Annotated in this window: 15 protein-coding genes and 1 pseudogene; 7 read left to right on the top strand and 9 right to left on the bottom strand. The window is 63.5% G+C overall.

Annotated features, from left to right (window positions below):
• Positions 1 to 20: 20 nt before the first annotated feature.
• A complete protein-coding gene (locus tag B3M58_RS22395; protein ID WP_296222610.1) occupies positions 21 to 752 on the bottom strand; it encodes a HugZ family protein in 732 nt (243 codons plus the stop codon).
• 102 nt (positions 753 to 854) lie between these two features.
• Between B3M58_RS22395 and B3M58_RS22390 the strand changes: the two genes are divergently transcribed.
• Positions 855 to 1,613 carry an SDR family oxidoreductase gene (locus tag B3M58_RS22390; RefSeq protein ID WP_296222608.1) on the top strand — a complete coding sequence of 253 codons (759 nt, stop codon included), beginning with the start codon at positions 855 to 857 and terminating at the stop codon, positions 1,611 to 1,613.
• A gap of 182 nt (positions 1,614 to 1,795) precedes the next feature.
• On the opposite strand, the gene B3M58_RS22385 is transcribed toward B3M58_RS22390, so the two are convergent.
• Together B3M58_RS22385 and B3M58_RS22380 are read right to left on the bottom strand one after the other, a co-directional pair.
• Complete coding sequence (locus tag B3M58_RS22385; RefSeq protein ID WP_296222606.1) at positions 1,796 to 2,800, bottom strand: DUF481 domain-containing protein; 1,005 nt, start codon at positions 2,798 to 2,800, stop codon at positions 1,796 to 1,798.
• A 118-nt stretch (positions 2,801 to 2,918) separates the two neighbouring features.
• On the bottom strand, positions 2,919 to 3,917 hold the full coding sequence (locus B3M58_RS22380; protein ID WP_296222604.1) for a DUF481 domain-containing protein: 999 nt from the start codon (positions 3,915 to 3,917) through the stop codon (positions 2,919 to 2,921).
• A gap of 76 nt (positions 3,918 to 3,993) precedes the next feature.
• Between B3M58_RS22380 and B3M58_RS22375 the strand changes: the two genes are divergently transcribed.
• Together B3M58_RS22375 and B3M58_RS22370 are read left to right on the top strand one after the other, a co-directional pair.
• Positions 3,994 to 4,308 carry an MGMT family protein gene (locus B3M58_RS22375; RefSeq protein ID WP_296222633.1) on the top strand — a complete coding sequence of 105 codons (315 nt, stop codon included), beginning with the start codon at positions 3,994 to 3,996 and terminating at the stop codon, positions 4,306 to 4,308.
• A gap of 43 nt (positions 4,309 to 4,351) precedes the next feature.
• A complete protein-coding gene (locus B3M58_RS22370; RefSeq protein ID WP_296222603.1) occupies positions 4,352 to 5,896 on the top strand; it encodes an AmpG family muropeptide MFS transporter in 1,545 nt (514 codons plus the stop codon).
• Positions 5,897 to 6,094: 198 nt separating this feature from the next.
• Here B3M58_RS22370 and B3M58_RS22365 read toward each other — a convergent pair whose 3' ends face one another.
• Both B3M58_RS22365 and B3M58_RS22360 read right to left on the bottom strand, forming a co-directional pair.
• Positions 6,095 to 6,928, bottom strand: coding sequence for a mechanosensitive ion channel family protein (locus B3M58_RS22365; protein WP_296222602.1), 834 nt, complete (start codon positions 6,926 to 6,928; stop codon positions 6,095 to 6,097).
• A gap of 133 nt (positions 6,929 to 7,061) precedes the next feature.
• Positions 7,062 to 7,541, bottom strand: a complete 480-nt coding sequence (locus B3M58_RS22360; RefSeq protein ID WP_296222600.1) for a YajQ family cyclic di-GMP-binding protein — start codon at positions 7,539 to 7,541, stop codon at positions 7,062 to 7,064.
• Positions 7,542 to 7,635: 94 nt separating this feature from the next.
• Between B3M58_RS22360 and B3M58_RS22355 the strand changes: the two are divergent.
• The 4 genes and pseudogenes from B3M58_RS22355 to B3M58_RS22340 all read left to right on the top strand — a co-directional run.
• Positions 7,636 to 8,655: pseudogene (locus B3M58_RS22355) on the top strand (response regulator); the annotation flags it as partial.
• A 12-nt stretch (positions 8,656 to 8,667) separates the two neighbouring features.
• Positions 8,668 to 9,576 carry a putative 2-dehydropantoate 2-reductase gene (locus B3M58_RS22350; protein WP_296222596.1) on the top strand — a complete coding sequence of 303 codons (909 nt, stop codon included), beginning with the start codon at positions 8,668 to 8,670 and terminating at the stop codon, positions 9,574 to 9,576.
• 48 nt (positions 9,577 to 9,624) lie between these two features.
• Positions 9,625 to 11,634, top strand: coding sequence for an ATP-binding protein (locus B3M58_RS22345; protein ID WP_296222594.1), 2,010 nt, complete (start codon positions 9,625 to 9,627; stop codon positions 11,632 to 11,634).
• 2 nt (positions 11,635 to 11,636) lie between these two features.
• Complete coding sequence (locus B3M58_RS22340; protein WP_296222593.1) at positions 11,637 to 12,221, top strand: cob(I)yrinic acid a,c-diamide adenosyltransferase; 585 nt, start codon at positions 11,637 to 11,639, stop codon at positions 12,219 to 12,221.
• A 177-nt stretch (positions 12,222 to 12,398) separates the two neighbouring features.
• Here the strand turns inward: B3M58_RS22340 and B3M58_RS22335 are convergent, their stop codons facing one another.
• The 4 genes from B3M58_RS22335 to B3M58_RS22320 all read right to left on the bottom strand — a co-directional run bounded on the left by B3M58_RS22335 (position 12,399) and on the right by B3M58_RS22320 (position 15,160).
• Positions 12,399 to 13,292, bottom strand: coding sequence for an RluA family pseudouridine synthase (locus tag B3M58_RS22335; protein WP_296222591.1), 894 nt, complete (start codon positions 13,290 to 13,292; stop codon positions 12,399 to 12,401).
• Between the two features lie 68 nt (positions 13,293 to 13,360).
• Positions 13,361 to 13,756, bottom strand: a complete 396-nt coding sequence (locus tag B3M58_RS22330; RefSeq protein ID WP_296222590.1) for a diacylglycerol kinase — start codon at positions 13,754 to 13,756, stop codon at positions 13,361 to 13,363.
• The gene (locus B3M58_RS22325; RefSeq protein ID WP_296222589.1) at positions 13,753 to 14,469 is read right to left on the bottom strand and encodes a lipopolysaccharide kinase InaA family protein; all 717 of its coding nucleotides are present in this window, start codon (positions 14,467 to 14,469) and stop codon (positions 13,753 to 13,755) included. The genes B3M58_RS22330 and B3M58_RS22325 overlap by 4 nt, the downstream gene beginning before the upstream one ends.
• Before the next feature lies 1 nt (position 14,470).
• Positions 14,471 to 15,160 (bottom strand): class I SAM-dependent methyltransferase, encoded by a 690-nt coding sequence (locus B3M58_RS22320; RefSeq protein WP_296222588.1) that lies wholly within the window; start codon positions 15,158 to 15,160, stop codon positions 14,471 to 14,473.
• Between the last annotated feature and the right edge of the window lie 22 nt (positions 15,161 to 15,182).

Below are 15,182 nucleotides of genomic sequence, written 5' to 3'. Positions count from 1 at the left end.
TATGGGGGTTTGCGCTTAATTCAAGCTGAAGCCGGACCATCGGTCGGCCAGGTTGCTGCGTGCGCCAGCTGCACCAAGGCCTGACGCACCGCGCCCGGACTGTTACAGGATGTTGGAAACGCCAGCCAGTAAAGGCCTTGACCGATGCGCAGGTGGAAACCTTCGCTGTCGATGCCAACCAGCTCGGCGGGGACATGCTTCGGCAGGCCCGCCAGCGCAACGTAATGGGCAATCGCACTGGCGTGGTCCTGATTCATGTGCGCGATCATGCCCTGCTCGCTGTCGCCGGCGAAGGTGTTTTCCAGCGCGACCTGATCCAGCCAGTGGATCGCCCCGAAACCGCCGATATAACGCCAACGCACCGGCGCCAGCACCCAGAAATCGAAGTCATGCGCCTGGTGGTAGTTCTGCGAATCGGGGAAAAAGCGGTAGTAGCGCGCGGCGGCGGCAGCAATCGCCGCCGGATCATGCAACTGGCGGGCTTCGGCGAGCAGGGTCAAGCGGCCGACCGCTTGCACGTCCTCGGCCCCCCGTTCGCCGACAAACAGCGAACACTTGGCGTCCTGCTTGAGATTATGGGTGTGCTGGGCGATACGGCTGATCAAGATCAGCGGCCAGCCTTGGCCGTCCAGGCAATACGGCACCACTGATCCGAAAGGAAAGCCCGGCATGGCTTTCGAGTGGGTGGAGAGCACCCCTCGGTATTCCTTGAGCAGCAATTCTCGGGCATGCTTGCCGGCTTTCACGCTCACCTTATGACTCCTCGCAAAGAATCCGTCACTAACGGACAGGCGCCTAGAATAGCGGTTACAGGGCCAGCGGGGTTAATCACGCAGCATCTTGAGGGGAAAAACATGCAGCTCAACGACAAGGTCATCATCATCACCGGCGGCTGTCAGGGCCTGGGCCGCGCCATGGGTGAATACCTGGCTGGCAAAGGCGTCAAACTGGCGCTGGTCGACCTGAATCAGGAAAAACTCGACGACGCGGTGGCCGCTTGCAAATCCCATGGTGTCGAGGCGCGCGCATACCTGTGCAACGTGGCCAACGAAGAGCAGGTGACCCATATGGTCGCCCAGGTTGCCGAGGACTTCGGCGCGATCAACGGCCTGGTAAACAATGCCGGCATTCTGCGCGACGGCCTGACCATCAAGGTCAAGGACGGCGAGATGAGCAAAATGAGCCTGGCGCAGTGGCAGTCGGTGATCGACGTCAACCTGACCGGCGTATTCCTCTGCACCCGTGAAGTGGCGGCGAAGATGATCGAGCTGAAGAACGAAGGAGCAATCGTCAACATCTCCTCGATCTCGCGTGCCGGCAACATCGGCCAAGCCAACTATTCCGCCGCCAAGGCCGGCGTCGCGGCCGATACCGTGGTCTGGGCCAAGGAACTGGCGCGTTATGGCATTCGCGTCGCGGGCGTGGCACCGGGTTTCATCGAAACCGAGATGACCCTGACCATGAAACCGGAAGCCCTGGAGAAGATGACCTCGGGGATTCCGCTGCGGCGCATGGGCAAACCCGCCGAGATCGCTCACTCGGTGGCCTACATCCTGGAAAACGACTACTACACCGGTCGCATCCTGGAGCTGGACGGCGGCCTACGGTTGTAATCCGCACCGATCTGCTGCGCGTCGGCCATCCTGCGTTGAAAACGACCTCGAGCTGCTCATTTACACCCCGTAAACGCCGCGCCCTCAGTCGTTTTCGACTTGCCTGGCTCTAGCTCGCAAGATCTAAAATGCTGAATACAAAAAGCCCCGCAGATGCGGGGCTTTTTGTTGGCTGCAGAAATTTACCAGCCGACGCCAAAGCCCAGGCTGTAGCGGGTTTCGTCCAGCTCGCCTTCCGAACCGCTGACCAGATCCTTCTCGGCTTTTACATTCAACGAGGCCCAGTCGGTGACTTTGTAACGCAGGCCAAGCTCGGCATCCAAGGTGTAATCGGCGGCATTGGCCAGCGGCTTGCCGACCTCGCCATTGCTGAACAGCTCGACGGTCTTGCCGACCAGGTAACGGTTGTAGTCCCACTTCATGCTCAGGGAGTAGAAGTTCTCTGTCTCGCCATTGGCAAATTCATAGTCACCGCGGTTGACCAGGCCCGCCACGGAGAACGCACCCAGCTCGTTATCCCAGAACTGGTAACCCGGGCCGGTACCGACGATACGCTGGCGGGCCAGGTCCTCGACCATGTCGCGCTTGTATTCGAGGCGCCCCTGCCAGAACCAGTGTTCATCGAGGAAGCGGTCGAGGGCGTATTCGGCATTCCAGTTATCGGTGGTCACCACGTCGTCCTGGAACTCGCGGTTGTAGCCGGCTTCCGCGTTGTGTCGCCACAGACCATGGCGCGCCTGGGTTTTCAGGTCGATGTCATAGTCGTCGGTATCGTTCTCGGCACGCTTGTAGTCCAGCGCCGCATCGATATTGCCCTTCCAGGTCAGGTCCTCGATCAGCGGCTTAGGCTTCATGATCTGCTCGATGCTGGCCAGCTCGATGGTTTTCGGTGTATCGCCATTGGCCAGAGTGACCTTGCCCGATTCGGCCGCCTGCAGCGACTTGGCGCGCTCGCCGGTGATCGCGTCCTCCTTGATCAGCAGCTCCTGGTCGCTTTCCAGGGTGGCAATCTTTTTCCAATCCAACGGAATCGAGCCACCGTAATCGGTCTCTAGCAGCAACTTGCCACCGTCGAAAAATTTGATCTTGCCGGTCAGGCGATCGCCGTTCTTCAACCAAACGGTATCGGCCATGAGCGAGGTTGTGGCCACTGAAAGGGCCAGGCACAGCAAGGTTCTGGAAAACATAGGCGGACTAAGACTGCTCTGATTCGCGAAAAGCTGGGCATTATCCGCTAGCCCAGCGGCTGAGCAAACAATGACCGACAGAATCCCGCCAAGTTCCAGAAAATCGACCGGTGCCGTCCTACCAACCGACCCCGAGACCAATCAGATAATGCCGTTCGGAGGTGGTCTCGCCGAGGCCACGGACTTGATCCAGCTCGTACAGCAAGGACAACCGCGCCCAGTGGTTCAACCGGTAACGCAGGCCGAATTCACTGTCGAGCACATAGTCGATTGCCTCGATCTCGGGCACCTGCAACTCGGCGTTGCTGTAGAACTCCAGACGCGTGCCCCAGAGCAAGCGCTTGTAGTCCCACTCCAGGGAGAAGGTGTCGAACGCCAGGTCGGTATCCGCCGCCTCGAAGCGCACGCGATTGAACTGACCGATCAGGTCGAAGCGTCCCAGCTCGTTGTCCCAGAAACGATAACCGGGCCCGGTGCCGACGATGCGCTGGCGCTTGATCAGCTCGAACTCGTCTTCCTGCTGCTCGACACCGGTTCGCCAAAACCAGTGCTCCGTGAGAAAACGGTCGAGGTCGTACTCCAGTTGCCAGTTGTCGTCGACCTTGTTGTCATTCTTGCTCTCGCGTTCCAGCTCGCCGGTCAACACATGGCGCCAGCGGCCGTGCTCGACGCGGGTATTGCCCTTGAGCTTCCACTCGTCGGTCTTATCCTCATTTCGTTCCATGTCCAGTTTGGCGTCGAGGTTGCCCTCCCACACACGGTCTTGCAGCAGCGGGCGCGGCGGCACCAGGCGGCTGATGCTGGCCAGCGGCACGGTCTGGCTGGTCGAGTTGAGCACCCGTACCATGCCCTTGCCCGCCGCGGCCAACTGTTTACTGTGTTCGCTGTCCAAGCCATGGCGACGCAGCAACAGGGGTTTGTCCGAGCTGAGGGTGTCGATATCCTTCCAGTCGATCAGCACCTGGCCGGCATACTTGGTTTTCAGCGCCAGCTTGCCGCCGTCGAGCAACAGGATGTCGCCGCTCAGGCGATCGCCGTTGTCCAGCCAGACGGTGTCCGCCCACAACGCGGTGGGTGCGCCCACGAGAACAGATAACAGCAGGATGCGTAGCAGCATGATCGGTCGACAACAAAAGGGACGGGAAGAAGCGGCCAAGCATGCCGCTTCGCCCCTCTCGGCAGCAAGCCAGGCCATGCGCCGCGACGCCTTGTACCTGGTGCTCGCCCAGGTGCCGCCAGGCAAGGTGGTCAGCTATGGGCAATTGGCCGAACTGGCGGGCCTGGGCCGCGCCGCGCGCTGGGTCGGACGCACCCTCAGCCAGCTGCCGGCAGGTACGACGCTGCCGTGGCATCGGGTGGTCGCCGCCGGCGGACGCCTGAGCCTGCCAGCCGGCAGCGTCTCCGGCGAGGAGCAACGGGCGCGCTTGCGCGCCGAAGGGGTGTTTATGCATAACCAACGGGTGGATATCCGACAGCATGGCTGGCGCCCGATGGAGCACAGCGGTTAGAGTGCGCCCTTTGTTTCGTACTCCGCAGGCAGATACCCGCTCAATGCCCCGTAAAAGCTGGCGCGATGCAATCGCCGCCTATTCCAGCCCCGCAACGCTGGTGCTGTTGCTCCTCGGGTTCGCCGCCGGCCTGCCCTACATGTTGGTGTTCTCTACCCTCTCAGTGTGGCTGCGCGAAGCCGGCGTGGCGCGCGAAACCATTGGCTTCGCCAGCCTGATCGGCCTGGCCTATGCCTTCAAGTGGGTCTGGTCGCCGCTGCTCGACCAGTGGCGCCTGCCATTGCTCGGCAAACTGGGGCGTCGCCGCTCCTGGCTGGTGCTGTCGCAAGTCTTGATCGCCATCGGCCTCGCCGGCATGGCGTTGTGCGATCCACAAACCCACCTGACCTGGCTGATTTCCCTGGCGGTGCTGGTGGCCTTCGCCTCCGCCACCCAGGATATCGCCGTCGATGCCTACCGCCTGGAAATCGTCGAAGACACCCGCCAGGCCGCGCTGGCCGCCAGCTACATGGCCGGCTACCGGGTCGCGGCGCTGCTGGCCACCGCTGGCGCGCTGTATTTTGCCGAGGGTTTCGGCTCCACCGTGCAGCTCTACCAACACGGTGCCTGGGCCGGCACCTATATGCTGTTTGCCATGCTGATGCTGCCGGGCCTGCTGACCAGCCTGTGGATGCGCGAGCCGGCCGTGCCACTGCATACCCAAATGGCGGCAGCGCGCTATGGCTTCAACCATCAAATCGCCTCGGTGCTGGTGCTGATCGTCCTCCTGGTCTCGGTGCCGGCGATGTTCACTCAGCTCTACCACACCGATTTCGCCAGCGTGGTGCGCGGCGAAGCGAGCATGCTCGACCTGTTGTTCGAAGACCGCGCCTTCCTGCGTGCCCTGCTCTACACCATCCTCACCAGCCTGTGCCTGTCCTCCATGGGCCGACGCGGCCTGGCGCCGGTGCTGACGCCGGTCAACGACTTCATCCTGCGCTATCGCTGGCAGGCCCTGCTGCTGCTCGGGCTGATCGCCACCTACCGCATGTCCGACACGGTGATGGGCGTGATGGCCAACGTGTTCTACATCGACCAGGGCTTCACCAAGGACCAGATCGCCAGCGTTAGCAAGCTGTTCGGTCTGGTCATGACCCTGCTCGGTGCCGGCGTTGGCGGCCTGCTGATCGTGCGCTTCGGTATTCTGCCGATCCTGTTCATCGGCGGCGCGGCCTCGGCGGCGACCAACCTGCTGTTCCTCATGCTCGCCGGCATGGGCGCCGACTTGCAGATGCTGATCGTCACCATCTCCGCCGACAACTTCAGCGCCGGGCTGGCCACGGCGGCGTTTGTCGCCTACCTGTCGAGCCTGACCAACCTGAAATTCTCCGCCACCCAATACGCTCTGCTCAGCTCGATCATGCTGCTGCTGCCGCGCCTGATCGGTGGCTACTCCGGGGTGATGGTGGAAAAGCTCGGCTATGCGCAGTTCTTCCTCGCCACCGCGCTGCTGGGAATTCCCACGCTGATCCTGATCGCCCTGCAATGGCGGCGCGAACGCCCGCAAGCCAATGGCTCCGCACCGGCGGCGCCCAGCGAACAGGCGTGAACAAGGCTCTGCCGCAATCACGTGGTGCATAAGACGTCAGGCTATTGTGGCAGCGGCCGAGGCCTCTCTTTCCCAGCCTGCGTGCGGATTTAACCTCTGAGTCTGCTCGGCTTGTGCGGTTAAAGCCATAAGAGGCTGGAGCGCATCGAGCCACAAAAAAGCCCCGCCAGTGCGGGGCTTTTGCCTACTCGGCCAGATTCAGCTGGCTTGGGATTGCACCAGGTGCACCACCCGCTGCGGGAACGGAATACCAATGCTGGCCTCGGTCAAACGCTCCTTGGCCAGTTCGATGAACTCGAAGGTCACCGGCCAGAAGTCAGGGGTCGCCACCCACACGCGCAGCGACAGGTTGACCGCGTTGTCGCCCAGGCCGGTGACGAACACCACTGGCGCCGGGTCTTTGTGCACGCGAGGGTCCTCGGCGATCTTCATCAGCACATCGCGCGCCGTCTTGATGTCGCTGGCGTAGTCGATGCCCAGGTTGATATCGGCGCGGCGTTTGGGCTCGCGGGAATAGTTGGTGATGTTGCCGTTGGACAGGCTGCCGTTGGGCACGATCACCACTTTGTTGTCGGCGGTTTTCAAGGTGGTATGGAAGATCTGGATGCTGTCGACGCTGCCCGACACGCCCTGCCCTTCGATCCAGTCACCGGCGCGGAACGGGCGGAACAGCATGATCAGCACACCGCCGGCGAAGTTCGCCAGGCTGCCTTGCAACGCCAGGCCGATCGCCAGGCCGGCGGCACCGATCACAGCGATAAAGGAGGTGGTTTCCACACCGATCATCGAGGCCACGCTGACCAGCAGCAGCACCTTGAGCACAATACTCGCCAGGCTACCGATAAAGCTGTGCAGAGCACGGTCGACGTTGCGCTGATCCAACAAACCGCTGACTTTATGGCTCAGCGTGTTAATCAGCCACCAGCCGATCAGCAGGGTAAACAGGGCCAGAGTCAGCTTGCCGCTGTAGTTCAACACCACCGGCAGCCAGGTCTCGGACATCTTCACCAGTTGCTCGACATTCATCTCCATCGGACACTCCTTTTCAACATTATTTGACACGTACGCGCCTTGCCAGCGCGTAAAACGCAACCGCCATGGCAGGCCATGGCGGTCAACTTGCTAACCTAACCTATTGCGACGCCACTGCGCCGCGCAGGTTCAATCAATCGCGGAAGTTGTTGTACTGCAACGGCATGCCGAAATCCTTGGTGCGCAAGGCGGCAATCGCCTCTTGCAGGTCATCGCGCTTCTTGCCGGTAATGCGCACCTGCTCGCCCTGAATGGCGGCCTGCACCTTGAGCTTGCTGTCTTTGATGTGCGCGACGATCTTCTTCGCCAGCTCTTTCTCGATGCCTTCGCGCAGAATCACTTCCTGCTTGACGCTTTTACCCGACGGATAGGCGTCTTTGAACTCCAGACACTGCACATCGATCTTGCGCTTTACCAGGCTGAGCTTGAGAATCTCGACCATCTGCTCCAGCTGGAAATCCGCATCGGCCGTCAGGTTGACTGTCAGCTCTTTCAGCTCGAAGCTGCCTTTACCGCGCAGGTCGTAACGCCGTTCCAGCTCTTTGATGGCGTTGTCGACAGCATTGGTAACTTCGTGTTTGTCCAGCTCGGACACCACGTCGAACGAGGGCATGGGCTTCCTCCAGATAGACGGCGCGACCCACATCACGGACGGGGTGCGCCTGGCTTGACGGTTAAAAAACTCGGCCATTATATATCCGTAGCGACAAACACTGCCCGGCGATGTACCGGGCCCCTGCGACTTCCCAGTGAGCCTGCCCATGCCCAACCCCCATCTCAGCATCCTGGTGGTGGACGACGCCAAGTTCTCCAGCGCCATGATCGGCCGTGCCTTGAGCCAGGCTGGCTACCAGGACGTGCGCTTCGCCAACAGCGCCGCCGAAGCCATCAGATTGCTCGAACAGCGCCCGGCCAGCGTGCTCCTGGCCGATTGGCTGATGCCGGAAATGGACGGCCTGGAACTGACCGGCCGGGTTCGCCAGCTGGATGAAATGGCCGACCATTACACCTACGTCATCCTGCTGACCGGCAAGGAAGGCGAAAACGTCCTCAGCGAAGCCTTCGACCGCGGTGTCGACGACTTCATCAGCAAGGCGGCGATGAACGAACAGCTGGTGCCGCGGGTGTACGCCGCCGACCGCCTGTGCAACACCTTGCAGCGCCTGCTCCAGGAAAACCGTCTGCTGACAGAAAACATCGCCAGCCTGGAGCAACGCAACCTGGTCGACTCGCTGACCGGCCTGGGCAACCCGCGCTACCTGCGGCAGAAGCTGCTCGACAGCCTGCGCCAGGTCGAGTCGCGCGGCGGTGCCCTGTGTTACCTGCTGATCGGCCTGCAAGAAGCCGGCGAGCTGCGCCAGCAATACGGCAACGGCTTCTACAGCGAGTTGCTGCATGGCGTCGCGCGGCGTCTACAGCAATTGGTGCGACCGCTGGATGTGCTGGTGCGCCTGGACGACAACCACTTCGCCCTGATCACCCTGCTCGAAGACCTGCACGAATGCTCGCCGAGCAGCTTCAAACGCCTGCACGAGGGCATCAACCTCAAGGCCTTCAAGACCAGCGAGGGCTTTATCACCCTCAAGGCCGGCATCAGCCTGGTCGGTCTCGATGCCAAAGCCCTGCCTGTCGACCCGGAGAGCCTGATCGCGCACGCGGCCAAGCTGCTGCCGGAATCCTATGTCAGTGGTCGGGTCGCCGCCATGCGCCTGCCGCTGCCACGCTAAGCGCCGCCGGCCATGTGGCATATCCTCGGCGCCGGCAGCCTCGGCAGCTTATGGGCCGTACGCCTGGCCCGCGCCGGCGTGCCGGTGCAACTGATCCTGCGCGACAGCACGCGCCTCGCCGCCTACCAACGCGCCGGCGGCTTGACCCTGGTCGAACGCGGCAACGCTCGGCTGTATCCCCTGCCGGCGCAAACCGCCGCCGACCCCACGCCGATCCAGCGCCTGCTGGTGGCGTGCAAAGCCTATGACGCCGAAGCCGCCGTCGCCCAGCTGGCGCCGCGCCTGACCGCCGACGCCGAACTGCTGTTGCTGCAAAACGGCCTGGGCAGCCAGGACAGCGTCGCCGCCCGCGTGCCCCATGCGCGCTGCATCCTCGCCTGCAGTACCGAGGGCGCCTTCCGCGATGGCGACTTTCGCGTGGTCTTCGCCGGCCACGGCCACACCTGGCTCGGCGACCCGCGCGACCTCAGCGCTCCGGCCTGGCTGGACGATCTCCAGCGCAGCGGCATCGTGCATGACTGGAGCCTGGATATCCTCAGCCGGCTGTGGCGCAAGCTGGCGCTGAACTGTGCGATCAACCCGCTGACCGTGCTCTATGACTGCCGCAACGGCGGTCTCGCCGAACACCCGGCCGAAGTCGCCACGCTGTGCGCCGAACTGAGCGAACTGCTGCACACCTGCGGCCAGCCGAGTGCCGCGAGCGACCTGCACGACGACGTGCTGCGAGTGATCCAGGCCACTGCGGCGAACTACTCCTCAATGCACCAGGACGTCGCCCAAGGCCGACGGACCGAGATCGCCTACCTGCTCGGCCATGCCTGCGCGGCGGCGCGGCGCCACCGCCTGGTGCTGCCGCACCTCGACACCCTGCACGCGCGCCTGCTCAACCACCTGCAAGCGCGCCGATTGCCCAGCCATTGAGCCGCGCGCTACCCTGCGCACACACTCTTCACCGCGATTCAGCCCGCCATGTCCCTGCGCCAGCGCCTCGAAAACCTTCCGGTCGGTCGCAAATTGCTCGTGGCGCTGCTGGCGCTGCTGGCCACCGTGCTGGTGGTGGCCAACCTGGCATTCATCAGCGCGGCCTACTGGATTTCCCAGGAAAGCGTGGCGCCGCAGGCCCTGCACACCCTCGGGCGATTGATCGCCAGCCCCCAACTGAGCCGCGAGGCGCTGGCCTCGGCCAGTGCCGCCGAGGCGCTGCTCAAGCGCCTGGATGATTACGCGCCGCTGCGCGCGGCGGTGATCTACGACAACAACGGCGTCAGCCTGGCGCAGTTGCAGCGCGGCGAAAAACTACAACTGCCGCGGCGCGTCGAGCAGCTGGACAGCTGGCGCCACACCGAATTTCGCACCAACCTGCTGGTCGAGCTGCCACAGCCCGACGGCCGCCCCGGCTACCTGCTGCTGGTCGCCTCCAGCGAACTGCCCGGCGCCTTCTACACCGGCACCCTGACCGCCAGCCTGGTGATTCTGGCCTTCAGCCTGGTGCTCTGGCTGCTGGTGGCGCGGCAAATCAGGCGCTTGGTGACCAAGCCGATCCGCCGCCTGGAGGAGCTGTCGCGCCAGGTCACCCGCGAGGAAAACTATGCGCTGCGCGCCCGCCGCGGCAACCAGGATGAGATCGGCAGCCTGGCCGACGCCTTCAACACCATGCTGATGCGCATCGAAGCGCGCGAGCAGCAGCTCAAGCGCGCGCGCGACGACGCCCAGGCGGCGTTCGACCAGGCCCAGAGCCTGGCCGAGGAAACCCGCCACTCCAACCGCAAGCTGGAGCTGGAAGTACAGGTGCGCAGCAAGATCGAGAAAAAGCTCACCGGCTTTCAGAACTACCTCAACAGCATCATCGACTCGATGCCCTCGGCGCTGATCGCCCTCGACGAGCAGCTCTACGTCACCCAGTGGAACCAGGAAGCCAGCGCCCTCTCCGGCACGTCCTTGGATGAGGCGCTGAACCAGCCGGTCTTTCTCGCCTTCCCACCGCTGAAGCCCTTCCTGACCCAGCTCAAACGCACCGTCGAGCAGCACAAGGTGGAAAAAATCGAACGGGTGACCTGGAGCCGCGACCACGAACCGTGCCACTACGCCCTGACCTTCTACCCGTTGACCGGCGGCGCCGGACGCGGCGTGGTGATCCGCATCGACGACATCACCCAGCGCCTGAGCCTGGAAGAAATGATGGTGCAATCGGAGAAGATGCTCTCGGTCGGCGGCCTCGCGGCCGGCATGGCGCATGAAATCAACAACCCGCTCGGGGCGATTCTGCATAACGTGCAGAACATTCGCCGGCGGCTGTCGCCGGAGCTGGAAAAGAACCGTGAGCAGGCCGAGCAGACCGGGATCTGCCTCGACGCCATCGACCGCTACCTGAATGCCCGCGAAGTGCCGCAGCTACTCGACGGCATCCAACAGGCCGGCACCCGCGCGGCGAGGATCGTCAGCCATATGCTCAGTTTCAGCCGGCGCAGCAACCGCCAGCTGACGCCGTGTCAACTGCCGGCCTTGATCGACCAGGCGCTGGAAATCGCCAGCAACGACTTCGACCTGACCGAAAGCTTCGATTTCAAGAGCCTGCTCATCCAGCGTGAATTCGACCCCGCGCTGGAACCGGTGCCCGCTACCGCCAACGAACTGGAGCAGGTGCTGCTCAACCTGCTGAAGAACGCCGCCCAGGCCATCCATCAGCGCGAAGACCACACGCCGGGGCAGATCACCCTACGCACCCGCCTGGCGCCGCCCTGGGCGGAAATCCAGGTGGAAGACAACGGCGCCGGCATGCCCGAGTCGGTGCGCAAACGTATTTTCGAGCCGTTCTTCACCACCAAGGAAGTCGGCCAGGGCACCGGGCTGGGCCTGTCGGTGTCGTACTTCATCATCACCAACAACCACAAAGGGCAGATGGAAGTGCATTCCAAGATCGGCCAGGGCACCTGTTTTACCCTGCGCCTACCCCTGACGCCCGCCACCACAGGTTTGTAACCATGGCTTATCGACTGTCGAAGATTTACACACGCACCGGCGACACGGGCGAAACCGGCCTGGCCGACGGCCGCCGGGTGACCAAGGACCATCCGCGGGTGGATGCCATGGGCGAAGTCGACACGCTGAACAGCCAGCTCGGCCTGTTGCTCGCCGAACTCGCCGAGCAGAGCGCGGTGTGCCCGGGCTTGAACGAGATCATCGAGGTACTCGCCCCCTGTCAACACCGCCTGTTCGACCTCGGCGGCGAGTTGGCGATGCCGGCGTACCAGGCCTTGCAACAGGGCGAAATCGAGCGTCTGGAACAGGCGATCGACCGCTGGAACGAGGAAGTTGGCCCGCTGGAAAACTTCATCCTGCCCGGCGGCTCGCGCTTGATCGCCCAGGCCCACGTGTGCCGCAGCCTGGCGCGCGGCGCCGAGCGGCGCTGTCAGCACTTGAACGCGGTCGAACCGCTCCGCGGCGTTGGCCTGGCGTACGTCAATCGCCTGTCCGACCTGCTGTTCGTCGCCGCCCGCCTGATCGCCAAACGCCAGCAGATCGACGAAGTGCTGTGGCAGGCCGCCGCGAAAGAGCCGGTTGCGTAAGGCGGACATACCGCAGCGCGGCTGGTCTGCCGTTCAATCCCACAGGTGGCGGACAAGGCTGCGCCATGTCCGCCCTACCTCGCCACCTCGCTATCTCGGCCATCCCGTAGGGTGGACATGCGCCAGCTTGTCCACCGTCTGCCGCACAGCGCAATCCACGGCGCACACGGCTGTCCGTCAGCTCAGGCTCAGTTGGCTCTGGAAGTGCCGCGCCTCTCCCGTCAGCGGGTCGATAAAGCCCAGGCTGTGGGCCAGCAGCTTGAGCGGCTTGCTGTAATCGTCCGGCGCATCCGCGGTATCGCTGACGACCGGGTAGAACGGGTCGTTGCAGATCGGCGCGCCCAGCGCGGCGAGGTGCACGCGCAACTGGTGCTTCTTGCCGGTGACCGGGAACAGCGCGTAGCGCCACAGCTCGCCGCATTGTTCCGCGACCTCGATGCGGGTCTCGGTGTTCGGCGGGCCGGGCACCTCCTGCATGCGGAAGAACGGCTCGCCAGGCGCAAAACGCGTCGCCCGCAACAGCGGAAACTGCACCTCGGGCAGCGCAGGCGCCAGGGCTTCGTAGCGCTTGTCCATCCGCCGTTCGCGAAACAGCGCCTGATACAAACCACGGCTGGCCGGGTTGGTGGAAAACAGCACCAGCCCGGCGGTGTGCCGGTCGATACGGTGCAGCGGCACCAGATCGGCATTGCCCAAACGCTTGGCCAGGCGCGCCTGCAAGGTCTGCTCGACGTATTCGCCCGCCGGCATCACCGGCAGGAAGTGCGGCTTGTCGGCGACCAGCAGGTGCTCGTCGACATGCAGCACGCTCTCGACGAACGGAATCGGCGTTTCCAGCGGCACCTCGCGGAAGTAATGCACCCGCAAGCCCACTTGGTAGGCTTGTGCAGGACCAATAGGCGCCCCCGCCGCATCCAGAACCCGGCCACGGGCCATGCGCTCCAGCCAGACCTCGCGCGCGATCGCTGGAAAGTGCGCGCACAGGCAGTCGAGCACCGTCGCCCACGGGCCTTGCGGCAGGTGCAGGGTGCTGGGGCGCATATTCGACGGGGAACGGGCAGATACGGACATGGCGAGACTCGCGTTGGCAGACCGCCATTAGGCCGCAGCCGCGCGCGCGGCGTCAAAGACCCGCGCCACTACAACAGGAGCAATGTCCAGACCACGGCGATCAACGTCAAGGCCAGCAGTTGCGCCGCGCTGCCCATGTCCTTGGCCTGTTTCGACAAGGGATGCAGCGTCAGCGAGATACGATCCACCGTGGCTTCGAGCGCCGAATTGAGTAGTTCGACGATTAGCGCCAGCAGGCACACGGCGATCAGCAGCGCTCGTTCGAGCTTGTCGGCAGTCAGGTAGAACGCCAGTGGCACCAGCAGCGCATTCAACGCCAACAGTTGACGAAACGCCGCCTCCACGCTGAATGCGGCCCGCAGCCCGGCCCACGAATAGCCGCCTGCCTGGACAACCCGCCGCCAGCCGCTGCGGCCCTTCAGCGCGCGGCTGTCGAATGCCCCAGGTACAGGCTCGGGCTTCATGGTGCGTACGGCGCCAACGCACGCATAAAACTGCTGTACGTGGCGACAAAGGTTTGCCAGTCCGACTCCGGCATCGCCCCTCTATGCCGGTAAAGCTGACTCAGGTCGTGCCGCGAAGCAGCAGCGCCGAATAGCCGCTGCCGACTTTTTTCCAGGTCGAGCAACGCCAGCTCAACCCAATCGCCGGTGCGGGCGCTATGACACTTGATGAAGATGTGTTTTGGGTACAAGCAGCCATGTTGCCAGCCGGCCAAGTGCAAACGGCTGAGCATCACCGCCAGTTGTTGCAGCAGGTGGTGGTTGAGCGCGGCGCTGGCGCGCAGTGCGTTGCTGCTGGCGTACCATTGTTCCAGGCTGACGAAACCCTCCAAGGCCTCGGTGACCAGCAGCGCGCGCCACTGCCCGGCGCTTTTCTGCGCGGCGCAGTACACCAGTTTCGGCACGCGGATACCCAGCTTGTCGAGTGCCTGCATGGCCTGTAGCTCACGCAGTATCGTGGGCCGTCCCAACGGGTGCCGCCAGCAGCGGTAGAGGTGCCCGGTCTGGCGCTTGCTGTACAGCAACTGCTGGGCTTTGGTGCGTATGCGCTGCACCCCGCTCTCGCCGCTACGACGCTGGTTGGGCGCCTCGACCCACTCACCCTGGGTATGCCACCAGCGCTCGAAGGTACTGGCCAGCGCTTCGCCCTGCGGCAACGCGATCAGGCTGTTCATGTCAGTTGCCCTTGCGCAGAACGTACACCCGCCACATGGCGTACCCCGGCAGAAAATCCTGGTGACCGAGGATCTCGAAACCAACCTGGCGGAACTCCGCCTCGATGCAGTCGCGAGCGATCACGAAGCGGTTCTGGTTATCTGCCGCCCGGCCCTGCGACGCGCGCCGGGCCTCCAGGCGTCGACGCCTCCACGCCTTGTAATTGCCGTCGACCCACAGCGAGACGATCAGCGTGTCGCGGGTTACCCGGTGAAACTCCCGCAGCATGGCCAGGCGATGCTCAGGAGCGGCGATGTGGTGCAGCAGGCGCATACAGAAAATACTGTCGACGGCGTTATCGCCCAAGCCAATATCAAAGGCCGAGGCATGGAAGGCCTTCACCCTTGCCACCACTTCCGCCGGTTGCCCGGCCAGGGCCATTGCCAGCATGTCGTGGGAGTTGTCGGCGGCCAGAATCACCCGGTTGGCTTGCTCGGCCAACAACGGCCAGAAACGCCCGGCACCGGACGGCAAATCGAGCACCAGGTTCGGCTCGCCCGCCAGTTTCAGCGCCCGCCGCGCCAACTGCTCATCGCGCCAGTGCGACAGCCGTCGCGCCAGACCGTCCTGGTGTTTGTGCCAATACTGACGGGCGTGCTCACGATCGTATTTACGCGAAAAATCCAGCTCGATGGGTTTACCGATAGACATGACAGCCTGCTCCGTTGAGGAA

Origin of the sequence: Pseudomonas sp. UBA2684, from assembly GCA_002354655.1 — a bacterium.
Taxonomy (GTDB): domain Bacteria; phylum Pseudomonadota; class Gammaproteobacteria; order Pseudomonadales; family Pseudomonadaceae; genus Aquipseudomonas.
Note: the sequence above shows the minus strand (reverse complement) of the source record. Positions and strands in the feature narration are given on the sequence as shown.